The sequence below is a fragment of the Pedobacter sp. 01N416 genome, from assembly GCF_056399685.1.
Map to the genome: position 1 here is coordinate 1 of NZ_JBFTRT010000096.1, position 25,318 is coordinate 25,318.

Below are 25,318 nucleotides of genomic sequence, written 5' to 3' on the forward strand. Positions count from 1 at the left end.
GTGTTTATCTCCCTGAGGTTGATCAATATATATGGCGATCCCGTTCCGCGAAAAGAATATCACGATTTCTTTAAAAACGTGCTTGCTTTTTTTAATGTAAACAAATATCCGCCATCTTTACAGTATATCGCTATGACTTTAGGTCCGGCCATGTTATTTTTGGCCTTTACTGAAAAACTGAGCAACCGGTTTGCCAGGATAACTTCTGTATACGGTGCTGTCCCCTTCTTTTATTATGTAATACACTTTTATCTGTTGCACACCCTCTTAATTGTGATATTTTTTGCCACAGGACATAGCAACAAAGAAATTGTACAGGTTCCATTTTTATTTAGACCTGCAGCCTTTGGCTTTGGTTTACCAATCGTGTATTTAATATGGCTTTGCGTGGTGGCCTCTTTGTATCTTCCATGCAGGTGGTTTAAACGATATAAGGAAACACACAGGCAATGGTGGTTAAGGTATATTTAAAACCAAGAGGGGGTTCATAAAGGCGATTTCACCTCAGACGCTGTCATGTTGTCCAAAGGACTCCTACGGAGAGCCTCCGATGAAAATCGGGACAAGTCGTCGAAATACTTTAAGGCGTATTTAAACGGGCCCTTCGACAGGTTACTATTGACAGACTAACAGCGTCGTCGTCTTTCCCGCGCAGGCGGGAATCTTAAAGCGCTTGCATTACGATTATTCATAAGTTTTCCTTTGTTCAGAGGCACTCATGAGCACTTCGTGGTTCCCAATCAAGTTGGGAATGACGAACCGCCAAAACCTGTCATCAACCTCTCGAGATGCTAAATATTATAATACAACCTTTTTGTTTAGCCTTTTTTCCATTTTATACCACAGCCAACAGCTTTAGTTGATGCAATTGCAGGTTTTTTACCGATGGATAATTCGTTAACTGCATTTTTAACATACTCTACTTTTGTACTGTTTGCTTCTTCCGGATCGTTATCTATGGCACCAATGTACTCAACAACATTTCCTTTATCGGTTTTGTTCAGCACAAAAACATGCGGTGTTCTGGTAGCACCAAATTGTTTGGTTACCGCATGGTTGGGATCTAGAAGATAAGGGAAATTGAATTTCTTTTCTGTGGCCAGTGCCTGCATTTTTTGGAAACTTTCGTCCGGAACGGCCCCAGCATCGTTTGGATTAATGGCCACAACAGGATAACCTTTTGCAGCATAAGTTGCGTTTAAAGCAGAGATACGCTCCTGATAAGCTTTTGCCACCGGACAGGTATTACAGGTAAAAACCACAATATAGCCCTTTGCATCCTTGTAATCGGCCAAGGCAACCATTTTGTTGTTTACGTTTTTCAGCGAGAAATCTTTTACTACATCGCCCACTTTATAACCTTCAGTCTGGGCAAATGCGAATCCTGAAACCAGCATAAAAGCCACTAAAATCAATCTTTTCATAACGATCTATTTTAAGTTTAACAAAGTATTTTTCAGTTCAGTTTCTGTAAATTCCTTCTCGTAAAAACGTCTGGCTTTCTTGTTTACAAATAATGTAGCAGGAATAGCACCCGACCATTTTTTGTCTATCCGTTCAATATACTGTTGCTGATCGGGTTCGTTTAAAAGAAATACTTCGGCATTAATTTTATTGTTCAACACAAATGGAATCACTTCCTTTTGCAATTTTGACTTGAAATCTAAACTCACCAAAAGCACCTTAACAGGCTTTTTTAAATTGGCTAAACGTAATTTCTCGAAATTCGGCAACTCAGCCACACATGGTGAACACCAGGTGGCCCAGAAATTGATTACATAAGTTGTATCTTTTCCATTAGCGATGCGTTTATCCAACTCATCCAACTTGAGCAATGTTACCTGCGCTGTAGCGAAATAAGTGGTTAAAGATAAGCAGATTATGAAAAATATACGCATAAATGAATAACGAAATTTGGTGGGGATTGTTTTGTTTTTAACGTCCGTCACCCTGAACTTGTTTCAGGGTCTTTAAAAGAATAATACTCATTGTAATTCATTTTGAGTAATAAGATGCTGAAACAAGTTCAGCATGACGACAAGTATAGGAATTAACTAATTCACCGATCCCGATTTAACCAATACACGTTGATAAGCAGGAAGCGTTAAATCATCAACAATTACGCCTCTGGTAGTGCTGGCGTGTACGAAAAAACCATTATTGAGGTATACCCCTACATGATCTACATCATTACCGCCAAAAGAGAAAAACACCAGATCTCCTTCTTTTAAATTATCTATATTTTTACACTTCACCACATTAGCTTGCTCGCGGGAAATACGCGGAAGTGTAACTCCGTAAATTTCTTTCTCCAATAAAAAAGCAAAACCAGAACAATCAATACCGCCTTTATCTAAACCCCCAAAACGGTATTTTACACCTGTCCAATCGGTAATGAAACGATAGAGCGGTTTGCTCTGTAAATTTGCCATTGCATCTGCCGCTTTCGAAGCTTTCGTATCACTTTTAACGGTGTATTTTCTTGTTCCGCAAGAAGTTATGATGATTGAGAGAACTAAAAATAAAGAAAAAGAATATTTAGTTTTTATCATAATTTTTAATTCTTTTGATCACACATTCACACAGATATTTATAATACTAACATCTGTGTTCATCCTTTTTATCTGTGGTTAATTTTTAATTAATCGTTGTATTTCGTCCAGTTTCAACAAAGCTTCTACAGGCGTTAATGCGTTTACATCCAAATTATTCAATGTATCGCGGATTTTAACCAGAACAGGATCATCAATAGCAAACATCTGTAACTGATAAGCCTGGTTCTGCACTTTTTTAATGCTGTCTTTTATACTTTGACCTTCTGTACGGTCTATTTCGAGTTTTTTCAATATCTCATTCGCGCGACCAATTAACTTGCTTGGCATACCAGCCATTTTCGCTACGTGTATACCAAAACTATGCTCACTGCCACCAGGAACGAGTTTCCGTAAAAAGATAACTTTATTGGTCATTTCTTTTACCGATACATTAAAGTTTTTAATGCGCGGCATAGTATTGGCCAGTTCATTTAATTCATGGTAGTGCGTAGCAAATAAGGTTTTTGGTCTGGCAGTTGGATGTTGATGCAAAAATTCGGCAATGGCCCAGGCGATTGAAATGCCATCGTAGGTACTCGTTCCACGCCCAATTTCATCAAGTAAGATTAAACTGTCATCCGAAATGTTGTTCAGGATACTGGCCGTTTCATTCATTTCGACCATAAACGTACTTTCTCCTGAAGAAATATTATCAGATGCCCCTACCCGGGTAAAAATCTTATCTACAATACCTACTTCAGCATCTTTAGCAGGAACGAATGATCCCATTTGCGCCATCAGTACAATTAACGCCGTTTGCCTTAAAATGGCCGACTTACCCGCCATGTTGGGACCAGTAATCATAATAATCTGTTGACTTTCCGTATCGAGATATACATCATTGGTAATGTATTCTTCTCCAACGGGCAATTGTTTCTCAATTACCGGGTGGCGGCCACCTTTAATATCAAGCACTTTATTTTCGGTAACTTTTGGCTTGTTATAATGGTTTTTGGCCGCTAACTGTGCGAAACACAGTAAACAATCCAGCTGCGCAATTAAAAACGAATCGAGTTGGATCGGTTTGATGTAACTGGCTGTTTCGTACATCAGTTCGTTGTATAAACGGATTTCGATAGCCTGTATCTTCTCTTCCGCACCCAAAATCTGATCTTCGTATTCTTTAAGCTCCGGTGTAATGTAACGTTCGGCATTTACCAGCGTTTGTTTACGGATCCAGCCTGCTGGCACTTTATCTTTATGGGTATGGGTAACTTCCAAATAATAGCCGAAAACATTATTAAAGGCGATTTTTAACGATGGGATACCCGTTGCTTCTGCTTCACGTTTTTGTATCTGAACCAGATAATCTTTACCACCAAAAGCTATTTTACGCAAGCGATCTAGATCTTCATCAATTCCGTCTGCAATTACATTTCCTTTAATCAGCAAAGCTGGTGGTTCGGGCTGTAATTCCCTTTCAATTCTCTCCCTAATGGCTAAACACGGATTTAACTGATCCGCTATTTTAATCAGGAAAGGGTTTTTAGAATTGGCAGCCAGTTTTTTTACCGCCTCAATATGGTAAAGTGCGCGTTTTAAAGCAACCAATTCTCTCGGACCAACGCGTTGAAGGCCGACTTTAGAAATGAGTCGTTCTAAATCGCCAATCTGTTTAATGTTATTTAAAAATTCGCCTTGTAATTCTTCATGTTTTACAAAATACTCCACCATTCCAAGTCGCTCCTGGATGGGCTTCAATTCTTTTAAGGGCATGATGATCCACTTCTGCAACAAACGTGCGCCCATTGGCGTACAGGTATGATCCAAAATATCGAACAAGGTTACGGCATTGTCGTTAGGCGAATTCACCAATTCCAGGTTGCGAATGGTGAAACGGTCTAACCACATGTAACGGTCTTCCTCAATACGGCCGATCGAACTGATGTGTTGTAGATTACGATGCTCCGTTTCGCCCAAATAGTGTAGAATAACACCAGCAGCAACAATTCCGCTCTGTAAACGCTCTACACCAAAACCTTTTAACGAAGAAACCTCAAAGTGTTTCATCAGCGTTTCGTTCCCAAAATCAGTGGTAAAAGGCCATTCGTCTAAACCAAAAGTGTAAAAACGGTCGCCGAAGTGCTCGGTAAATGCCTGTCGTTTCGATTTCTGAAAAATAACCTCTGTAGGTTTAAAACCTTGCAAAAGTTTATCAATATAATCGCTGTTGCCCTGCGCAATTAAGAATTCACCTGTCGATATATCTAAAAATGAAACGCCCAGTTGTGTTTTATCAAAGAAAACACAGGCCAGGAAATTGTTCGATTTTTGGTTTACAATATTATCACCGTAAGCTACTCCAGGCGTAACCAATTCTGTTACACCACGTTTAACAATGGTTTTTGTGGTTTTAGGGTCTTCCAGCTGATCGCAAATGGCTACCCGTTGTCCTGCCCGTACCAGTTTGGATAAATAATTATCTAACGAGTGATGCGGAAAACCAGCCAGTTCTAAAGCGCCGCCATTGGGCCCGGTACCTCTTCTGGTTAATACTATGCCTAATATCTGTGCCGTTTTAATGGCATCTTCGCCAAAGGTTTCATAAAAATCGCCAACCCTAAATAGTAAAAGTGCGCCCGGATACTTCGCTTTAATCGCGTTGTATTGCTGCATTAACGGGGTTTCTTTATTCGTGTCTTTAGCCAAAACTGAAATTAATTTACAAAAGCCATAAAGATAACACGAATAAGCATTTTACAACTGTTTTGTTGAAAAGTTAAAAGATTGTTAGTTTGTTTAACCGGTTTACTGCTCAAGTCGGTTAATTGAGGCATATCACGGTGAACCGATTTCTACCGCTTGAACAATTAAACATTTCTTGAAAATTAAGGGTTCTGTACATTTGGGGGGCTGTGGCCCTGCTTTTTGCTTGTAGTCCCTCTTTTCAATCGGGAGCTACCGCTTCAATCAGGTTTATGAACTATGGGCTGTTTTAACCCTTTGCATCATAGTTCTCATTCTTCAATAGTTCACCAGTTTATACAATTTAAACAGTTAACTATTATTTGAAAATGAAGGGTTCTGTGCCTTTTGGTTGGTATAGTCCTGTTATCCGCTTTACTTCGTTACACTCGTGTTCGCTCCTACCAGGTTTAGCTACAATGGTTTGATTAATAAAATTCTTATTATTTGTCAAAAAATATTACCTTAATCATAATACTACTTGCATTAAATAAATATATTATAATGAGATAGTTAACAAAAACAGAAACTTAAGATCTCAGTTATGTACTACAATAACGCACTTTGTGATATTTATATAGGAAAAGGGGCAGGTAAAAAGTTAATGGATGATATGAGGAGTGCAAAACATTCTGTCAAAATCATATCCCCTTACCTATCACCATACCTAATTTCAGAATTGATTAATCTAAAAGATAAAAACATTGATGTTAAGTTAATTACCACAAACAATATCGAGGATTTTTATGGTGATCGTGAAAGAAATATCTATAAACTCATTATTCAGAAATGCAATACAGACTTTGATAAACAAATAATCAGGAATAAGTGGATTAAGCTTGCAGAAACACTTTCATACATTAGCTACGGCCTAATAGCACTATTGATTGTATTGGCTTATTATTTCAGAGACCTTAGAATATTCCTAGGTTTTATACCTATTATTATTCTATTCTTCATACGGGGTTTGTACAAGATAAAAATTAAAAACCTTCGGATCTATTCTTACAACTATACTCAGCTATTTCCTTTTAAAGTATATATGTGTAATGAAAAAACATCTTTAATTCACAGTAAAATATACCTAATTGATGGTCAAATCGCTTACATGGGATCGTTAAACTTTACCGCAAGCGGAACCCAGCACAACCATGAAACTCGAATTAGAACTTCGGACATTAACGCAATTGAGAAAATAAATAAGGAAATTGACGACCTTTTTGAAAACCCTTATATGCTTGCGGCAGATCTACAGCTATGGGGAAGACAATTATACATTGAACCTATTAACTAAAATTAACACTAATTTCAAAACGTTTTGGCCCTATTGCTGTTACATTAATATAAATTTATACCTAATATTTTAATTATGACGATCCAATTGAATACCGACAAAAACTTAACCATACACGCTTTTTTTCTATCATCGGTAACATCAAATTGAAGTTTGTAGTACAGGTAATCCTCCAGATCGAAATTCGGCACTTCAGGTAATTCCTGTAAAACATTTTTTCTATGGGCTAAGCCAAATTTTAAAGCGGCATTAAATTCAGCCTTAAATTCTAGTGAGATTTCTTTGTTGGCCACCCAGGCCGCATACATAAATGGTAATCCGGTAAAGTTTTTCCACTCCTCACCCATGTCGTAAGCGTAAGCAAAGTCTTCTTTTTTACCAAAGGTTCTATCACCGATTAAAACAAAAGCATCGGTTTTTGCAGCAGGGTCGGTAGTAAACTCCACTTCTTTTTTCCAATGAAACTTAAGCAATACCTTGGCTAAATTGTTCGAAGTACGCGAGTGGGTGTCCAGTCTAACCGTTTTAATTTCCTGGGCAGGAACTTCACTAAAAATGAATACAGAATTTACACCTCCATCACTTCCAATACAATAATCGGCTACAATATTGGCATTTGGAACCAAGGGAATAGCTGCTACAGGCATTAAACCGATATCAACCTGACCGTTAATTACTTTAGCTGCGCAATCTGAAGGAATATCTAAACTTAAATCAATTTTATTTATAATGTCCGAATGTTCTAATCCGTATATAAAATCAAAACTTCCATCGGTTGTTTTAAACGTTCGTAAACATCCTGAACGCTTTCGCCACCTTCGAAATGAGCAGTATAATCACCATCCTGCCAGCTTTGCAGCATCTCACGGAAAGCATCTCGTGCATCTTCTGTATTCGGTTTCCCTTCCCAAATGCCCCAGGCCAATTCGTCTAAACCCGAAAGTTTTTCCCAGGGTAATCTCGAATCAATAAACTTCTGGACGGTTTGCCAGGTACGTTTTAAATCCGAAGTGTAAATCTTATCAAATGGGACATTTTTATAGGTTTGATAAAACGCTTCGGCCTGTGCCCTACCTAAATCATTTAAGTCAGAATTTATACCTCTGCCCTGTACTATGCCTTGTCTGTTAAGTTCCGTTTCGCCGTGGCGTATAATGTATATTTCCTTCATCAATAATGATTGAATTTTGAATGATTGAGTTTATTGATTGTTTAATTAATGAATGATTGAGTTTTGATGATCGAATACCGAGTTGCCTATCACATTCACTCAATCTCTCATTCTTTCATTCGATTATTAATTCACAACGGGTAGCTTATAATACTGAGGTTTCTTTTCTTCTTCGAAAACTACGTGCTCGAAATCGGTAACCACATTATACAAAGTATCACGCTCTATTGCTTTTCTCCCCACTTGTTTAATCAGATTCACCAGCTCTTTGGTACTCATTGCGGGTGTTTGCTCTTCGGCTCCGGCCATTGAATATATTTTGGTGGTATCATCCAAGGTTCCGTCTATATCATCAACACCATAATTTAAGGATAGCTGAGCTGTTTCACGACTGATCATTGCCCAATAAGCTTTAATATGATCGAAGTTGTCCATATAAATACGGGCGATGGCGTAATTCCTTAAGTCTTCAATTACTGAAGATTCAGGCACATTACTCATCTGGTTATGTTGATTTCTGAATTTTAGTGGAATAAAAGTCTGGAAACCACCCGTGCGATCCTGCAATTCCCGTAATTTCTCCATATGATCTACCCGGTGCCAATATTTTTCAATATGACCATAAAGCATGGTGGCATTACTGCGCATACCAAGTTTATGCCATTCTTCATGAATATCAAGCCATTGCTGACCAGTACATTTATCTTTAGCAATCTGTTCTCTGATTTCAGGGTGAAAAATCTCTGCTCCTCCACCTGGTATTGATTCTAATCCGGCCTCTTTCATCAAACGCATACCTGTTGCATAATCGATTTTGGCTTTCTTAAAGATATAATGGTACTCAACAGGTGTTAATGCTTTCACATGCAAATCAGGGCGATGCTGTTTAATAGCCGAAAATAAAGCAGAATAAAAGGCAACATCATATTGAGGAAGTACCCCACCTACAATATGCACTTCCGTTACAGGTTCGCCATCATATTTTTTAACGATATCGAGCATTTGCTCCATTGTTAAGGCCCAGCCTTCTTCTTTTTGTTTGATTAAACGGGAGTATGAGCAAAATTTGCAGTCGTAAACGCAAAGATTGGTAGGTTCTAAATGGAAGTTCCGGTTGAAATAAGTTTTATCACCGTGTTTCTGTTCGCGGATAAAATTTGCCAGAATACCAAGGTAACCCAGTTCTGCATGTTCGTACAAGTGAACGCCTTCATCAAAGGTAATCCGTTCTCCGTGAAGGACTTTGTGTGCTATGTTTTGTAATTCAGTTGATAAATTGGTATCAGCTAATATCTTTTCAACTTGCTCAGTTGTATTCATTCCTGATTTATTTTGAACAAAAATACAATAATGAGGCGATTTGAAAATCATTTTCTTGTAACAAACCGCGATTTTTGAATGTTGGCTGTGAGAATCAACCACAGATGAACACTGATATTGATTGCTTTTAATGTGAGCTTAGCTGTAGGCGTTAATATTAGCCACGGAAACACGGAAGTCACGGAAAAATAACTGTCAAACTTCAGTATAAATTGATGTTCCCCGCTTGACGGACAGGCTTGTAAGACAAAACCTGATTCTAATTTATATCTGTATTAATCTATGGTAAAACCCTATTATAAAAGAGTCTAAGAAACTCCGTGTAAATCCGTGTTTCCGTGGCACCTAAAAAACAGTAAACAAAAAAAGCACCTCTTTTCAGAAGTGCTCTCACTATATGTTTTTCACTGGCAATTTATGTGTTTCAGTGATAGTAATGCTATCATGAACATTTATTATTAGTTATGAAGCCGTTCATAACGGTTACGTAACTAATGCTTAATTGGCTGCTGGAGAAAACGTCAACACGATATTAGCTGTTTTTCCACCGAATTCAATTGGCGATTTCATAACCATATTTCCTTTAGAAAGTTGAGTTAACACCAAACGGTAACCCTCTGTTACATTTTTAGCTTTATCACCTTCAAAAATTTTCTTGAATTGGAAAGTTTCATCAGCAGGTGTTGCCGACCAGAAAATAGTTTGCATTACTGAACCACAAGTACTTGATGCTGGTAAAGTATAAGAACCATTACCGCTATTGGTTAATTTCCATGTACTTCCCTGAAAACATTTATATGATTTTTCGCCGAATAAACCTTGAACAGCTTGGTCAGGCAAACCCTCTAAAGTTACATTGTTTAAAACCCAGGTACCAGTAATTGTTCCTCTACCACCATTAATACCTGTTGCAGCATTTTTAGTTGATGAACAACTTTGTAACATTACTAAAGTAGAACATGCTATTGCGATAGCTATAAATAATCTTTTCATTTTCGTTTAATTTAATTTCGTCAAACTTGTTACATAAATCTTGCCAAAACCATTACGAACCTTAAATTAGCGCCAAATTATTAAATTGCATCACCATATCACTTCGATCAAAATCAATTATCATGAAACCCGAAACCCTTGCTATTCACGCTGCTAATCTTGTAAAAAGCATTACTGGCGATGTTACCCTGCCTATTAATTTATCAACAACTTTTTTTCGTGATGAAGATGGAGGTTATCCCGGAGGGCATATGTATAGCAGGGTAAGCAATCCAAACCGGTCTGCTTTAGAAAACACTGTAGCCACATTAGAATATGGCGAAGATGCTGCTGCTTTTTCTTCGGGCAATACCTGTGGTATGGTTTTGTTCCAGGCCTTARAACCTGGTAGCCACATTATTGCTCCTGATGATATGTATTGGGGAATTAAAAAACAGCTTCTTACGATTTTTAACGATAGTTTGGAATTTGATTTTGTTGACCAAACTGATTTAAACCTAATCCAATCGAGCATCAAACCTAACACCAAATTGATCTGGATCGAAACCCCATCCAACCCATTATTAAAGATTACCGATATCGAACAAATTGCCAAAATAGCTAAAGCTAAAAACATTACAATGGCCTGCGACAGCACCTTTGCTTCGCCTATTTTACAAAACCCGATTTTACTGGGTGCTGATATTGTAATGCATAGCAGTACCAAATACCTGGGTGGCCATAGCGATGTACTTGGTGGAATTCTGGCAACAGCAAAAAAAGATGCGTTATGGGAGAAAATCAAAAATATTCAGCAAACGGGTGGTGCGGTTCCTTCTCCCTTTGATTGTTTCCTGTTAACCAGAAGCATTAAAACACTGGCTTACCGCATGAAAGGCCACTGTGAAAATGGAAAAATCATAGCTGACTATTTAAACGGACATCCAAATGTTGAAGCTGTTTTTTATCCAGGTTTGGAAAGTCACCCACAGCACGAAATTGCAAAGAAACAAATGAAAGATTTTGGTGGGATGATGTCGTTTTTGGTTAAAGGAGGTGTTGAAGTGGCCCACAAAGTAGTAAATAAGGTTCAGCTATTTGCGCAGGCTACCAGTTTAGGTGGTGTAGAAAGTTTAATTGAGCACCGTTATTCGGTGGAAGGCCCTGATAGTAAAACGCCAAAAAATTTACTCCGTATTTCTGTGGGCTTAGAGCATGTAGACKATATTATCGCCGATTTAGCGCAGGCTTTGGGTTAAAAAGAATCGTCATTGCGAGAAGGCTTTTTCAGCCGACGAAGCAATCTTACAACGGTCGCTACTAGCGTGCGCTTTAAGATTGCTTCGTCGTTCCTCCTCGCAATGACGAATATTTGTTTTGAAATCTATTTAGGATTACAAATCGTAGTCAACTTCAACGAATAATTTGCCTCCAGAGGCTCATTAGTCTGCGCTAAACGTTGCGAGCCTGTATTAGCTGGGCAGGCAATGTCACCAGCAGCATCATATATTAATTTTGTACCACCAGCCAATAATTCTTTAGGTACATAAACCTGTACCTTGGTAATCGAATAACCAGAAGGAAAATAACGTACATAATAACCGTCAGGGTGTTTGGTCCAGATACCGCTTGGCACATCGCTTCTTGGTGGCGCCATACCCGCTATAATCGCATATTTTTCCATATCAGCATAAGTATAATTCCCAGACGAAACCAGTTGACGGATATTATTTTCTGTTTCAAAAACAGCCCTCACCCCCGATGGTAACTGGTCTTTAGCCTTTTCCATTACATCGAAAGGCAAAACACCTAAAGCACCACCTTCCAATTGTGTAAGTTGTTTTGGTGTTAATAATTTAATGGCAGTTACTTTAACCTGTCCGTTAAAATCGGCAAATTTTGTTCTTGCAATAATGGTCCATAATAATGCCTGAATATCGTGCTGGTCTACATCAGGATGTTTCTCAGCGCTTTTCAGTATAGAAACCACAATTTCTTCCTTCGGGCCTAAAACAGGTGCAAACATGTAACCATCACCCTTTGATGGGGCAAAAGTTCCTGCTTTTAGACAATAACTTTTATTGGTCATTTCGTAAAGCCCCTCACAAAGCACAAAACCACCATCTGGATTTTTAGGCAGTAAATACAAGGGCTGGGCTTTTAAATTTAATGAATTAATAAAATCAGGCAGCTTTTCGCCTTCTCTATTTACGTCTTCAAAATTAGTGGTAATGGCAGCAGGTTGTTTTAAAAACTTGTCTACGCCTAAAGCTTTAGCACCCTGGGCAGTGCCCACTTTTAATAATTTATCTTTTAAGCCTCCGAATTGAGCATTTACATTATTTAAACAAGCAATAGTAAACAACAGGCCTAAACATAGTGATTTTGTATTTTTCATCATAATTAATTTAGATAGGTACCACAAACTTAGAATTTTAAGCGTTAATTCAGTATTAAAGTTTCAGATTGTCATTGCATCATAAAAATACGCAATTCATTTTCAATGAGTTAATGTAATTTCGAAATTTTATTTTGTGGATTAAAATTAAATTCAGACATTTGAAATATTATTTGGCAGATAGCTAAATAAAAGTCAATCTTCACGGGTTGATTTATAAAGAAGTGGCGAGAGACTGGCTCGATGACCCACTGGCAACCCTCAGAAAGAGAAGGTGCCAATTCCTGACCGGATAACATGGTGTTATTTGGAGATATAAATTAGAACTGATGAAAACATTAAATCTTCAATCGCTAAGCGAACCCAGTACAGACCTTAAAAAGGTAGAACAAGCTTCTATTTCTTTTATTTGTTGTGATATGCGTGCGTTTACTTGTATGTGCTGTTGCATACAGTAATTTAAAAATCTTCCTTTTTTGTTTCTTTCAAATTGGAAGGTCCCGGGAAACCGGGATACGCCCTGCTAGGTTTTAGGATTATCCTAATTTCTGCTATCTAATCACATCAACTAAAAAAATAGAAATTATGTCAACATCATATAAATTTGAAACTTTACAACTGCACGCTGGCCAGGAAATAGATCCAACAACAGGATCAAGAGCTGTTCCTATTTACCAAACCACTTCTTATGGTTTTAAAAATGCAGAACACGGCGCCAATTTATTTGCCTTAAAAGAGTTTGGTAATATCTACACCAGGATCATGAATCCAACCAGCGATGTTTTCGAAAAACGTATTGCCGCTTTAGAAGGTGGCGTGGCAGCTTTAGCAGTCGCATCGGGGCAAGCCGCTCAATTTATCGCACTAAATAACATATTGGAGGCTGGTGATAGCATCGTTTCTTCATCTCACATTTACGGCGGAACCTATAATCAATTCAAAGTAGCTTTTAAGCGCTTGGGTATTCATGTCGATTTTGCAAATCCAGATGTACCTGAAGAATTTGAAAGTAARATAACCGATAAAACAAAAGCAATCTTTTTAGAAACCATTGGCAACCCTGCATTTAGTGTGCCTGATTTCGAAAAAATTGCCGCAATTGCAAAAAAATACGATCTACCATTAGTGGTCGACAATACTTTTGGTGCAGGAGGTTATTTGTTTAAACCATTGGAACATGGCGCCAACATTGTTGTAGAATCTGCAACTAAATGGATCGGCGGGCATGGAACAAGTATTGGCGGGGTTATCGTTGACGGTGGAAATTACAACTGGGGCAATGGGAAATTCCCTCAATTCTCTGAGCCTTCAGAAGGTTATCATGGTTTGGTTTTCAGCGATGTTTTTGGTATCGGCGGACCATTTGGTAACATCCAGTTTATCATCCGTGCCCGGGTAGAAGGATTAAGAGATCTGGGACCTGCCCTATCGCCTTTCAATTCTTTTCTTTTATTACAAGGATTAGAAACTTTATCACTCCGCGTTCAGCGCCATGTAGATAATGCGTTAGAATTGGCAACCTGGTTAGAAAACCATCCACTAGTTAAAGAAGTTCAGTACCCTGGCTTAGCCAGCAGTAAATATAACAACCTGGCTAAAAAATATTTAAGCAATGGTTTTGGCGCAGTTTTGTCTTTCGAATTAGCTGGAAGCAAAGAAAATGCATCACAGGTAATTGATAACTTAAAACTGGCGTCGCACCTGGCCAATGTGGGTGATGCAAAAACGCTGATCATTCAGCCTTCTGCCACAACGCACCAGCAATTAAGCGAAACAGAGCAATTAGCAGCAGGAGTAAAACCGAATGCACTGAGGGTTTCGAATTTGGGTTTGCCATGCACTTACCGCCAATGCTGACGTTTTTGAATGGTGGGAAGGTTTGTTCGGCGAAAATGCTTTGTTCAATCCCGAAGAGCATTATATCGTTTGCGCTAATGTTTTAGGCTCGCATTACGGCAGCACAAATCCATTAAGTACTAATCCCGTAACAGGCTTACCTTATTACCTTTCGTTTCCGCAGTTTACTATCCGCGATTTAGTATCGGCACACCAGTTATTGGCTTCGCATTTAGGCATTGATTATATTAAATTATTGATCGGAGGTTCTTTAGGCGGACAGCAAGCTGTTGAGTGGAGTATTTCGGAGCCGAATAAAATTGAAAACCTGATCTTGATTGCGACTAATGCAGCCCATTCTCCATGGGGAATTGCTTTTAACGAAAGTCAGCGTTTGGCCATTACTACCGATAGAACTTTTTATGCCAACCAGCCAAACGGTGGCAGCAAAGGTTTAAAAACAGCCCGTAGCATTGCACTTTTAAGTTATAGAACCTACAGTGCTTACGGCAGTACACAGGTAGAAAGCGTAAACGATAAAACCGACAATTTCAGATCCTCTTCTTATCAGAATTATCAGGGAGAAAAACTGATTAACCGTTTTAACGCCTACAGTTATTATTATTTAACCAAAGCAATGGACAGCCACAATGTGGGCCGTAACCGCAAAAGCATTGCTGATGCACTAAAATTAATTACGGCAAATACTTTGGTAATCGGGATAGAAAATGACGTTTTGTTTCCTTTATCGGAGCAAAAATACCTGGCCGATCATATCCCAGGAGCAGAATTTAGTGCCTTGCACTCAGATTATGGTCACGATGGATTTTTAATCGAAACAGATGCCTTGACTAACGTAATTGGAAACTTCATCAAAGAAAGCCGGAATAAAAAAATAATCAAACTACAGCATACCGCCTAGAGAGGTAAAAGGTAGAGGGTGTAAAGGTTGAAGGTGAAAAACTGGGTACCATAATAAAATTTAAAATAAATCACAAAATRAGAACAGCTATATCGGTGTAATCCATCTATCTGTGTAATCACAAAAATAACAATGAGTAAGAATTTAAAAATCGGTTTATTTGGTTTCGGTGTTGTAGGACAAGGTTTATTGGATATTATCCAAAGCCAGAACCTAAACCTGGAGATCATTAAAATTGCAATAAAAGACCCAAGAAAGAAGCGTACCCTTAATAAAGATCTGTTCACCACTGATCGCAACGAAATACTGAACAATACAGAGATCAATACAATTGTAGAATTAATTAACGATGCCGATGCTGCTTACGAAATTGTAACCACTGCATTAAAAAACGGTAAAAACGTAGTTTCTGCCAATAAAAAAATGATCGCCACACACTTAAAAGAGCTGGTTGATTTACAACAAGAGTATGGTACTTCTTTATTGTACGAAGGGGCCGTTTGCGGCAGTATTCCAATTATCCGTAACCTGGAGGAATATTACGACAATGAATTATTCCATGCTTTGAGTGGAATTTTTAATGGCTCATCTAATTACATTTTGTCGAAAATATTTAATGAGAACCAAAGTTACGACTCGGCTTTAAAAGAAGCACAAGATTTAGGTTTCGCAGAAACCGACCCGATTTTGGATGTGGGGGGCTACGATCCGAAATATAAACTGGCTATTGCCACAGCACACGCATATGGTTTATTTGTAAATCCAGATGCCATTTTAAACATCGGTATACAGAACCTTTCTAACCACGACATTAAATATGCGCGTGAGAAAAACTTTAAAATCAAATTGGTTCCTACGGCACGTAAAGTGAATACAAAAGATATCGTAACTTATGTACTACCGAAGCTGGTAGCTAAAGATGATTTCCTTTACAACGTAGAAAACGAGTACAATGCAGTTGCAGTTCAGGCGGCTTTTGCTGATAAACAATTTTTCTACGGTAAAGGTGCCGGAGGCCACCCTACTGGTGCTGCTGTACTTTCTGACATTGCTGCCTTGCGTTACGATTACCGTTACGAGTATAAAAAATACCACTCAGAAAATGGCGTAAAACATACGGAAGAAATTTTATTGGAGATTTACCTACGTTATGCGGATGAAGATCTGATTACACTGTTAGAATTTGACAACATCAGCGAACGTTATGCTGCAAGCAGCTATAAATATGTGGTTGGAACAGTTAAGTTGGAGAGTTTAATTAAGAACCGCGACTTGCTTTTGGATGAATCTGTTTTTGTGGCTTACACAGGCAGACAGATATACAAACAAGAGCAATTGAGTGAAAATGTATTTGCCCAGGAATTGGCAAGCCTATAATTTATTTTTAAGGTTAATTTTTTTATTTGTTTTGTTGTTAAGCACAAAGGTCGGAGCGAGTCCGACCTTTTGCGTTAATTACTTTACCTTAATGTATTTTTCGATAATCACCCGGTCTACCCCTGCTTTTTCTACCTTCTCAATGCCTTTCTGAATCAAAGTATCTTTATGGATAGCGAGTTTAAACTTAAAAGTTTTGCCTTCCCAATCTTTGTTTTTATAATATTCTAAATGCTCGGTATAATCATCTTTATCCAGTACATAACTTCCTCCACCAGCATCAAAACTGCTGGTATCTTTAGGATTAAGGCTGTGTTTTAAGAATGCAAAATGTGTGTTATTAAACATCTTGATCATTTTCAGCTTGCCGGAATAATCTGTTGTTTGGCTAGTTCCATTTTCGATGGTTGTAGCCGAAACTAACTGCCAGGTACCTTGAATATTAAGATCTGAACCTTTTTTGCCTGCATCTTTGTTAACACAAGAAAATAATGAAAGCACTGCCAATAGCATTAAAATGTTTCTCATAAATAGGATTAATTTGGTTATTATTTGTTTTAAATGTTTATCCCCTTCCAGCCATTTTGATCAGCTTGTGTGCGAGGTCTTTCCCTAAGTAACCATCAATTATGGCGTGTACGATATATAAAATCGGGGTCATTAAAATAGCCACAACGAACTTATAGGTATATCCTACTAAACCAATGGCAAAAACCTGTTGCCAGCTATAATGGTATTGAGGATTTATGTAAAATGCGATAAAAATGACCACAAAACTATCAATAAACTGAGAGACCAAAGTAGAACCTGTAGCGCGTAGCCAAAGTGCCCGCTCCCCTGTTATTCTTTTTATTTTATGGAATATCATTACATCAACCATTTGCCCGATAATAAAGGCCGTAATCGATCCTACAATGATCCACATCCCTTGCCCGAATATCCCCGCAAATGCATTATTCATATTGAGGTCTTCTCCGTTTATATTTTGATGCACCCAGAAATCGGCGGCAGTTAAATGCATCGATCCCCAAACCACAAGAAAGGCAAATGCAATTAATATGGCGGTAAGAATAGATAAGAACCGAACTTGTTTAACACCAAAATATTCATTGATAATATCCGTCATGATGAAAATAATCGGCCAGGTTAATACTCCTGCCGACATTACAAAGGATAGATGCGGAACACCCAGTAAGTTTATGTCGAACTTTTTAAAGCCCAGCGTTTCTTCAACACTGAACAATTTAACCCCAATAAACTCTGATAATATAGCATTTGCTACAAAAAAGCTACCCAGAATGAGTAGTAAACGGCTTTCTTTCGTCTTAAAAGTCATAGACTATAAATCTATAAATAAATAGCAGATTTAGCATAACAATCATCGTATTTTTAACAGGGCTAACACAAAGATTACGCAGCCACTCGCTTTAATCGTTCAATAATAAAATATGATTTTTACAATCGTTCGACGGTAAAAATAGGTTAGCAAATTAAATCTCCCAATCTTTGCGCTAACAAAATCTGGTAATCTTCATGGCTAAAAAACAACACTTCTATCTCATACTCATTTTAGGTTCATTGGCAGCTCTTGGCCCCTTCTCTATTGATATGTACCTACCTGGTTTTGTTGATATTGCAAAGGATTTAAGAAGTAATGAATCAACTGTAGCCCTATCATTATCAAGCTTTTTTATCGGGATTTCTGCCGGCCAGTTATTGTATGGTCCGCTATTAGATAAATTTGGGAGAAAGAAACCGTTATATTTTGGTTTAGCACTTTATATCCTTGCCTCTTTTCTTTGTTTGGCTGTAACTGATGTTAATCAACTAATTGTTTTACGTTTTGTGCAGGCCATTGGAAGTTGTGCCACAGCTGTAGCCTCTGTTGCCATGGTACGGGATCTGTTTTCGGTAGAAGAAAGCCCGAAAGTATTTGCTTCCTTAATGCTGGTGATCGCGGTTTCGCCTATGCTTGCCCCAACTGCAGGGGGCTACTTAATTTCGGCCCTGGGCTGGAAATATGTGTTTGTRTTTTTAGGATTGATGGCCGTTTTAATGCTCCTGGCTTCAATTTTCAAGCTACCGGAGAGTTATAAACCTGATCCGAATTACTCTTTAAAACCAAAACCTATTTTAAACAATTTCTTTACCGTTTTAAAAGAGCCTCAATTTTACACCTATGCGCTAATCAGTTCGATTACCTTTTCGGGATTATTCGCCTATGTATCTTCGTCGCCTCAGGTATTTATGAAAATATATGAGGTAAGTAAAACAGGCTACGGCTGGATCTTCGCACTGCTTTCTGTATCATTTATTGGATCGAGTCAAGTGAACAGCTTGATACYAAAATGGTTTACCAGCAAAAATATTGTAACCTATGCACTTATTGCACAATGTATTTTCAGTTTAATCTTTTTGGTTTTCGCCTTAAATAACTGGTTAAATTTATATTCTACCATAGGCTTTATCGCCTTATTTTTGGCCTGCTTAGGTTTAATTAACCCAAATGCGGCTGCCTTGTCACTCGCTCCGTTTACCAAAAATGCGGGTAGTGCATCGGCCCTAATGGGTGCCTTACAAATGGGATTAGGCGCACTGGCCTCGGTAATGGTAAGTTTATTTAGCGAACACTCGGTTGTGCCTATGCCTTTGGTAATGACAGCAGCTGCGTTTATTGCTTTAGGCTGTTTGTTAATCGGTAGAAGGTTTATCACCACTGAAGTGGAGGCATCGCCTGATGCTGCTGTTGCAGCGCATTAATATTTTACCACAAAGACACCAAGAGGTTTTTAGTGCTATGTGTCGGCGAGGAATCGTCATTGCGAGGAGGCCTTTTCAGCCGACAAAGCAATCTTACAACTATCGCTAGTAGCGAGCGCTTTAAGATTGCTTCGTGCCTCGCAATGACGATTTATCTACGGAATCTATCAACAATAGCCTGTCGAAGGACTTGTTTAAATGCCACGCAAAGCGTTTCGATAAGCTCAGCGTGACAAGTTCGAATGGAATCACAAATATGATACAGTCTCTCCGTGTGTTGGAATTAAAACTATGGTACAAATAACTTGTAAATCAAATAGCAAACAATCGTACCCACTGCTGCGATGATGAAGCCGCTTAATCGTTTCTTTTTAATAAAACAGATTAAGATAATTCCTGAAATAGATACCAACGTCATCAGCACTGCCGAAATATCGATAATCCACGACCAGGCCTTACCAGAATCTCTTCCTTTATGCAAATCGTTAATCACAGCAACAACACCAAATCTGGTTGTGGTTAATTCGTATTTTCCGGTTTCACGATCAATAAAGGAATCGGCCAGGTAACCTGGTCCGTTAAAGGTTAAGCTCAGTTCCCTGTCATCTATCCTAAAATCGCTCAATGCGCCTTTAACCTCATGTTTACCCCTAAAAAATTCAACAATTTGTAACTTATTGATCTTATTGGTATCTGGTTGGTTTACCCATTTTAAACTTACTGATCCAGAATCTTTAGTAACCACTTCCTTACCAGAAGTAAACCAATCTGCATGATTTAAGGTTAAGCCCGATACAGCAAAGAATAGTAGAATCGTAAAACTCACCATCGATAAATAAATGTGCAACCAGCGTGATAAACCGGCTAAACGCTTTTTACCCTTACCTTTTCCATTATCTTTTTTAACCTGCTTTTTGCCCAGGCCGCTAGGTGCAACCGTTATCTTATTTTTTTGCGGTTCCGATTTTTCTGTAGTCAAGAGATGCTGATGTTAGTTCTGTATTTGGCGTTAATTCTATTCTTTTTGCTGAGCTGGTAAATTTCATTTCTTGAGCAATTACCTGATAAGTTCCATGTTCGCGGGCTACTTCAATAAAAACGGTGTAATTACCTGCTTTTACCAACTTCCCGCTATCGTCTTTTCCATCCCATGATAAGCTATATTTACCTGGGCCACGTGTTGCAGAACTTGTTGAGCTTAGTTTTCCTTCCGCTCCTTTTTTAAACTCATCGCCATTGGCACGGCTCCACGATTTTAAATCTGGCAACCAACGTGGTTTGTTATACCAAATAGCCAGATTACGCACTGGGCTTTTAGCTGCATCCTCAATCCATACTGCCACAAACGGACGACGGACACGTTTACCATCTGTAGATTCGATGTTGGCAATTTCTAAGTTTACCACTAATTCATATTTAGTATTCCAAAGTTTATCCGCTTTGTTTGCTTTTTCTAAAACAGGAGCTGGCTTATTTAAAGCAAGCTCGTAATTAGCCCATTCTTTGCTTTTAATTTCTTTGCCATCTTTAGTGATTAACAAGTAGGCGATGTCATTTCTAGTCGCAGTCAATGCCTCGATCTCGGCAATAGAAAGTACATTAAAAGAAGTAGCCAAAGCACCTGCTTCACTAGCATCTGGGCCAATAACCGTTGCACTAATTATTTCCGAAGCAGGTTTTCCAGTACGTGGATCAACAATATGCGAATACCATTTTCCATTTACATTAAAACCCCTGCGGTAATTACCACTGGTTGCCACGGCCATATTCGACACTTTGACTGTTGTTAGTGCGGCATCGTTCTCGGCATCAGCTTTAGGGTTTGCTATTTCGATAGCTTCGGGCTGATTTCCTTTAATTACCATATCGCCACCAATATTCACAACCACGTTTTCAATTCCCTGGCTTTGAAGCGCTTTCTCAGCAGCTTTATTAATGATATAACTTTTTGCAAAAGAATTTAATGCCAATGGTGCATCATCCAAACGGGTAACCGTTTTATCCTGTTCGTTTAAAATGTAGTGTTTTTGTTTAACCAAAGTAACTGCATGCGCTAATGCTTCAGCAGATGGTAAACGATCTTCGGCCGCTGCTTTTTTCCAAACATCACCTATTACTTTAGCTGATGCATCAAGTGCGCCATTGGTTAATACTTTATAATGCTCAAATTGCTTTAAAACTTCAAACAAATCTGCCGAAACTTTGGTGGTTTGTTTACCATTGCTCATCCATYTACTAAACTCGCTGTCAGCTTTATAAGCACTTAAAATATCATCTAACCTATCTATTTCGTTTAATGCACGCGCTTCGGCTACATCTGCATCGGCCTGATTGGTTGTTTTAAATTTTAATTCTAAGGATGTGCCCAATACATTTTCGTAGTTGGAAACAAATGTTCTTAAAGCTTTTTTCGGGCTAACAAATGCAGATGCACTTATTACCAGTAAAAAGGCAGCGGTTAAGTGTTTAAACTTCATATTTAATGAATAATTGAGATTTTAAAATGCAAAGAAAGGGGTTTATCTGGAATAATTTTAAATAAGCGAAAATATATTTGAAATAATACAAAAATTCCGAACTAAAATTCATTGACAACCGCCTGTTTAATACGCTGGTTATTGACGTTAATTTAACACGAGGGTTTAATGATTCTTAAAATTTTCTCTTTATGCAGAATTGCAATCGCACGATCAAGTAGCGGGGCTTTTGGCATGGGTTTTTACGCTTTAAGCTTTTTTTTCCTATTTTCGCTTATAAGATGCTTAATATACAATCTAAACTTCCTGGCGTAAGTACCACCATTTTTTCGGTGATGAGTAAACTTGCCGCAGAACACAATGCCATTAATCTTTCTCAGGGATTTCCTGACTACGCCTGCGATCCAAAACTAGTTGAATTGGTAAATAAAGCCATGCAAGATGGTTATAATCAATATGCTCCGATGCCTGGTTCTGGTTTTTTAAAAGAAACCATTGCTGAGAAAGTTGAAAAATTATATAACATAAAATATAATCCTGAAACAGAAATTACGGTTACAGCAGGTGGAACGCAAGCTATTTTTACAGCATTGGCCGCCATTATCAATGCAGGTGATGAAGTTATCATTTTCGAGCCAGCCTATGATAGTTACGCACCTACCATTAAACTTTTAGGAGGCCTGGTTAAAACCTACGAGCTTGCCCCGCCGAGTTATGCAATTGACTGGGATATGGTTAAGAAATTGTTTACGGCCAAAACCACAATGATCATCTTAAATACGCCACAAAACCCAACGGGTAGTATTTTATCGTCAGATGATATGAAATCGCTTATTAAACTGATTACAGGAACCGATATTTTAATCTTGAGCGACGAAGTTTATGAACATCTAATTTACGATGAACAAAAACACCAAAGTGTAATGCTTTACCCTGAATTAAAGCAAAGAAGTTTTATTGTAGCCTCCTTTGGTAAGCTCTTACATGCTACTGGCTGGAAACTGGGTTACTGTTTGGCACCAGAGAAACTAACCAAAGAATTTAGGAAGGTACACCAATTTAATGTTTTCAGCGTTAATAGTCCCATGCAGCAGGCTATTGCCGATTATATTAAAGAACCAAAAAATTATACTGAAATAGGCACATTCTTTCAACAAAAAAGAGATTATTTCAGAAGTCTTTTGGCTGAAAGCCGTTTTAAGCTTTTACCTTGCAACGGTTCGTATTTTCAATGCGCAAGCTACAGCAGTATCAGCGATGAAAAAGACACTGATTTTAGTATGAGGCTGATCAAGGAATTTGGCGTGGCCACCATTCCGGTTTCTGCATTTTACCAAAAAGCAACCGATCATAAAATTATCAGGTTTTGCTTTGCTAAAGAAAATGCTACACTTGCCTTAGCGGCAGAGAAATTAAAAAACGTTTAACCAGACTAAACCTATATACAATGGAAACACCTGTGTACACTCAAATAGAAAATCTGAAAGTAACTGTCTTTCAGGCCTATCTTTTTTGGGAAAACATTGAGAAAAACCTTTTGAATCTGGCACTTAGATTATCGATGGGTGTAAGGGAGAAAACCGATATTATTATTTTACCCGAAATGTTTAACACRGGTTTTAGCATGAACTCTGAAGCCTTAGCCGAAGAAATGGGTGGAAAAACGATGCAGTGGATGCAAAAAATGGCACATCAGTACAACTGCGTAGTTACGGGAAGCATCATCATAAAAGAAAACAATCAATATTTTAACCGTTTAATCTGGATGGAGCCAGATGGTAAAAACCAGCATTACGATAAACGCCATTTGTTTGGCATGGGTGATGAAGATCACCACTTTAGTCCGGGTAAAGAAAAACTTATTGTCGAACTTAAAGGATGGAAAATCAGATTAGCCATTTGTTACGATTTGCGTTTTCCGGTTTGGTTACGCAATGTAGATCAGGAATACGATATCTTACTCTTAGTTGCCAACTGGCCTGATAAACGATCGGCACATTGGAAAGCATTAATTCCGGCCAGGGCAATAGAAAACCAAAGTTATGTTATTGCTGTAAACCGCGTTGGGCATGATGGAAATCAGATTTACCACAGTGGATTATCCATGTGCTTAGATCCTTACGGTAATACCGTTTATTATAAACCGGAAGACGAAGATTTATATACATTCAGTATTAATTACGAAGAATTGGTCAAAATCAGAAGACAATTTCCATTTTTAAAGGATGCAGATCGGTTTACCATTAGTTAAATTAATAACACCACAAACAATAACCACACACATGTTTAACCGCCGCAAATTTATAAAAGCATCTGCCCTATCGGCTGGATTGCTGGCTATTGATAAAAGTAGTATCGCTAATGTAATTCCGCATGAAGAAACAAAAGCAGAAAATTTCCCGATTGTAATTTCGACCTGGGACTTTGGAATTGCGGCTAATGCTGATGCATGGAAGGTCTTATCAACCGGTGGACGTGCCTTAGATGCTGTAGAGCAAGGCGTTTGGGTACCCGAGGCTGATGAGAACAACCAATCTGTTGGATATGGTGGTTTGCCAGATCGCGATGGACACGTTACCCTCGATGCCTGTATTATGGATGAACTCGGTAACTGTGGCGCCGTTTTAGCACTCGAACATATTAAACATCCTATCTCGGTTGCGCGTAAAGTGATGGAAAAAACGCCGCACGTAATGTTGGCTGGCGATGGTGCTTTGCAGTTTGCGTTAGAACAGGGTTTTAAAAAAGAAAACTTACTTACTCCTGCCAGCGAAAAAGCTTGGAAAGAATGGTTAAAAACGGCGAAATATGCGCCTGTAATGAACATCGAAAATAAGCTCTACCAGAAAGCTGCGCCGCAAAAACTTCCTGGAAACCAATATAATCACGATACCATTGGCATGCTCGCAATTGATGCTAAAGGAAACATTTCTGGTGCCTGTACAACCAGTGGCATGGCCTATAAATTACATGGAAGAATTGGTGATAGCCCGATTATAGGCGCTGGCCTTTACGTAGACAATGAAGTTGGCGGTGCAACTTCAACAGGTGTAGGTGAAGAGGTGGTAAGAAACGTTGGATCATTTTTGGTGGTAGAATTAATGCGTCAGGGTTATACTCCCGAAGCCGCCTGTAAAGAAGCGGTAATGCGTATCATTAAAAAGAAACCCGAAACTGCCAAAAACATACAGGTAGGATTTTTAGCTATCAACAAAAAAGGCGAGTATGGTGCCTATGCCATCCAGAAAGGTTTTAGCTATGCCGTTTGCAATGCAGAAAAACAAGATCTTTTAATCAAAGGCAAAAGCTATTATTAATATGTTGAATTTTCCCAAACGATTAACAAAAATGAAACGGTAAATGGGATTATTATCCAAAATTTTCGGAAAGAAAAATGTTGCCGAGCGAGAGGGTGAGCCAGATATGGTTTATGTGCCGAGCGAAGATGAACGCATGAAATGGGCGATCGAAAAAGCCAATTTAACCCTTTGGTATTTCGAAGAAAGTTTAAA

General features: G+C 38.4%; 22 protein-coding genes, 1 pseudogene and 1 riboswitch. Of the genes and pseudogenes, 10 read left to right on the top strand and 13 right to left on the bottom strand.

The genetic code is table 11. From position 1 onward, the window contains the following. The coding region (locus tag AC1DND_RS07620; RefSeq protein WP_477580468.1) for a hypothetical protein at positions 1-471 on the top strand (471 nt) is incomplete at its 5' end. Between the two features lie 347 nt (positions 472-818). On the opposite strand, the gene AC1DND_RS07625 is transcribed toward AC1DND_RS07620, so the two are convergent. The 4 genes from AC1DND_RS07625 to mutS all read right to left on the bottom strand — a co-directional run bounded on the left by AC1DND_RS07625 (position 819) and on the right by mutS (position 5,243). Then, entirely contained in the window at positions 819-1,424 is a 606-nt protein-coding gene (locus AC1DND_RS07625; protein ID WP_477580470.1) for a thioredoxin family protein, read from the bottom strand. A gap of 6 nt (positions 1,425-1,430) precedes the next feature. After that, complete coding sequence (locus AC1DND_RS07630) at positions 1,431-1,898, bottom strand: TlpA disulfide reductase family protein (protein WP_477580472.1); 468 nt, start codon at positions 1,896-1,898, stop codon at positions 1,431-1,433. 156 nt (positions 1,899-2,054) lie between these two features. After that, a complete protein-coding gene (locus AC1DND_RS07635) occupies positions 2,055-2,552 on the bottom strand; it encodes a C40 family peptidase (RefSeq protein WP_477580474.1) in 498 nt (165 codons plus the stop codon). A gap of 78 nt (positions 2,553-2,630) precedes the next feature. After that, complete coding sequence (gene mutS, locus AC1DND_RS07640; protein WP_477580476.1) at positions 2,631-5,243, bottom strand: DNA mismatch repair protein MutS; 2,613 nt, start codon at positions 5,241-5,243, stop codon at positions 2,631-2,633. Positions 5,244-5,823: 580 nt separating this feature from the next. Between mutS and AC1DND_RS07645 the strand changes: the two genes are divergently transcribed. Then, the gene (locus AC1DND_RS07645; protein ID WP_477580478.1) at positions 5,824-6,573 is read left to right on the top strand and encodes a phospholipase D-like domain-containing protein; all 750 of its coding nucleotides are present in this window, start codon (positions 5,824-5,826) and stop codon (positions 6,571-6,573) included. Positions 6,574-6,617: 44 nt separating this feature from the next. Here the strand turns inward: AC1DND_RS07645 and AC1DND_RS07650 are convergent, their stop codons facing one another. From AC1DND_RS07650 to AC1DND_RS07665, 4 genes are all read right to left on the bottom strand, one after another. After that, positions 6,618-7,328, bottom strand: coding sequence for a menaquinone biosynthetic enzyme MqnA/MqnD family protein (locus AC1DND_RS07650; protein ID WP_477580508.1), 711 nt, complete (start codon positions 7,326-7,328; stop codon positions 6,618-6,620). Then, complete coding sequence (locus tag AC1DND_RS07655; RefSeq protein ID WP_477580480.1) at positions 7,316-7,744, bottom strand: histidine phosphatase family protein; 429 nt, start codon at positions 7,742-7,744, stop codon at positions 7,316-7,318. The genes AC1DND_RS07650 and AC1DND_RS07655 overlap by 13 nt, the downstream gene beginning before the upstream one ends. A gap of 126 nt (positions 7,745-7,870) precedes the next feature. Continuing rightward, complete coding sequence (mqnE, locus tag AC1DND_RS07660; RefSeq protein ID WP_477580482.1) at positions 7,871-9,064, bottom strand: aminofutalosine synthase MqnE; 1,194 nt, start codon at positions 9,062-9,064, stop codon at positions 7,871-7,873. A gap of 498 nt (positions 9,065-9,562) precedes the next feature. Continuing rightward, positions 9,563-10,057 carry a hypothetical protein gene (locus AC1DND_RS07665; RefSeq protein WP_477580484.1) on the bottom strand — a complete coding sequence of 165 codons (495 nt, stop codon included), beginning with the start codon at positions 10,055-10,057 and terminating at the stop codon, positions 9,563-9,565. Positions 10,058-10,179: 122 nt separating this feature from the next. Between AC1DND_RS07665 and AC1DND_RS07670 the strand changes: the two genes are divergently transcribed. Next, positions 10,180-11,295 carry a trans-sulfuration enzyme family protein gene (locus AC1DND_RS07670; RefSeq protein ID WP_477580486.1) on the top strand — a complete coding sequence of 372 codons (1,116 nt, stop codon included), beginning with the start codon at positions 10,180-10,182 and terminating at the stop codon, positions 11,293-11,295. A 125-nt stretch (positions 11,296-11,420) separates the two neighbouring features. Here the strand turns inward: AC1DND_RS07670 and AC1DND_RS07675 are convergent, their stop codons facing one another. Further along, positions 11,421-12,434 carry a hypothetical protein gene (locus tag AC1DND_RS07675; RefSeq protein ID WP_477580488.1) on the bottom strand — a complete coding sequence of 338 codons (1,014 nt, stop codon included), beginning with the start codon at positions 12,432-12,434 and terminating at the stop codon, positions 11,421-11,423. 211 nt (positions 12,435-12,645) lie between these two features. Continuing rightward, a riboswitch (SAM riboswitch) is annotated at positions 12,646-12,756 on the top strand. A 263-nt stretch (positions 12,757-13,019) separates the two neighbouring features. Here AC1DND_RS07675 and AC1DND_RS07680 point away from each other — a divergent pair. The 3 genes and pseudogenes from AC1DND_RS07680 (at position 13,020) to AC1DND_RS07690 (ending at position 16,569) form a co-directional block, all read left to right on the top strand. After that, positions 13,020-14,291 (top strand): O-acetylhomoserine aminocarboxypropyltransferase/cysteine synthase family protein, encoded by a 1,272-nt coding sequence (locus AC1DND_RS07680; protein WP_477580490.1) that lies wholly within the window; start codon positions 13,020-13,022, stop codon positions 14,289-14,291. After that, positions 14,257-15,192, top strand: a pseudogene (locus AC1DND_RS07685) (homoserine O-acetyltransferase family protein); the annotation flags it as partial. The gene AC1DND_RS07680 and the pseudogene AC1DND_RS07685, both read left to right, overlap by 35 nt. 132 nt (positions 15,193-15,324) lie before the next feature. Next, positions 15,325-16,569, top strand: a complete 1,245-nt coding sequence (locus tag AC1DND_RS07690; protein ID WP_477580492.1) for a homoserine dehydrogenase — start codon at positions 15,325-15,327, stop codon at positions 16,567-16,569. A 78-nt stretch (positions 16,570-16,647) separates the two neighbouring features. On the opposite strand, the gene AC1DND_RS07695 is transcribed toward AC1DND_RS07690, so the two are convergent. Both AC1DND_RS07695 and AC1DND_RS07700 read right to left on the bottom strand, forming a co-directional pair. Further along, complete coding sequence (locus tag AC1DND_RS07695; protein ID WP_477580494.1) at positions 16,648-17,097, bottom strand: hypothetical protein; 450 nt, start codon at positions 17,095-17,097, stop codon at positions 16,648-16,650. A 37-nt stretch (positions 17,098-17,134) separates the two neighbouring features. Beyond that, positions 17,135-17,905, bottom strand: coding sequence for a queuosine precursor transporter (locus tag AC1DND_RS07700; protein ID WP_477580496.1), 771 nt, complete (start codon positions 17,903-17,905; stop codon positions 17,135-17,137). 197 nt (positions 17,906-18,102) lie between these two features. On the opposite strand from AC1DND_RS07700, the gene AC1DND_RS07705 reads away from it, so the two are divergent. Next, positions 18,103-19,329: a multidrug effflux MFS transporter gene (locus AC1DND_RS07705; protein WP_477580498.1), complete on the top strand. Its 1,227-nt coding sequence runs from the start codon at positions 18,103-18,105 to the stop codon at positions 19,327-19,329. Positions 19,330-19,618: 289 nt separating this feature from the next. Here the strand turns inward: AC1DND_RS07705 and AC1DND_RS07710 are convergent, their stop codons facing one another. After that, positions 19,619-20,308, bottom strand: coding sequence for a PepSY-associated TM helix domain-containing protein (locus AC1DND_RS07710; RefSeq protein ID WP_477580500.1), 690 nt, complete (start codon positions 20,306-20,308; stop codon positions 19,619-19,621). Next, positions 20,274-21,806: a DUF2271 domain-containing protein gene (locus AC1DND_RS07715; RefSeq protein ID WP_477580502.1), complete on the bottom strand. Its 1,533-nt coding sequence runs from the start codon at positions 21,804-21,806 to the stop codon at positions 20,274-20,276. Before AC1DND_RS07715 ends, AC1DND_RS07710 begins: the two co-directional genes overlap by 35 nt. A gap of 281 nt (positions 21,807-22,087) precedes the next feature. Here AC1DND_RS07715 and AC1DND_RS07720 point away from each other — a divergent pair, with 281 nt between their 5' ends. From AC1DND_RS07720 to AC1DND_RS07730, 3 genes are read left to right on the top strand one after another with little or no spacing between them, the layout of a single operon-like run. After that, the gene (locus tag AC1DND_RS07720) at positions 22,088-23,233 is read left to right on the top strand and encodes a methionine aminotransferase (protein ID WP_477580504.1); all 1,146 of its coding nucleotides are present in this window, start codon (positions 22,088-22,090) and stop codon (positions 23,231-23,233) included. Between the two features lie 20 nt (positions 23,234-23,253). Next, positions 23,254-24,057 (top strand): amidohydrolase, encoded by an 804-nt coding sequence (locus AC1DND_RS07725; protein ID WP_477580506.1) that lies wholly within the window; start codon positions 23,254-23,256, stop codon positions 24,055-24,057. A 31-nt stretch (positions 24,058-24,088) separates the two neighbouring features. Then, positions 24,089-25,123 carry a glycosylasparaginase gene (locus AC1DND_RS07730; RefSeq protein WP_477580510.1) on the top strand — a complete coding sequence of 345 codons (1,035 nt, stop codon included), beginning with the start codon at positions 24,089-24,091 and terminating at the stop codon, positions 25,121-25,123. Positions 25,124-25,318 lie beyond the last annotated feature (195 nt).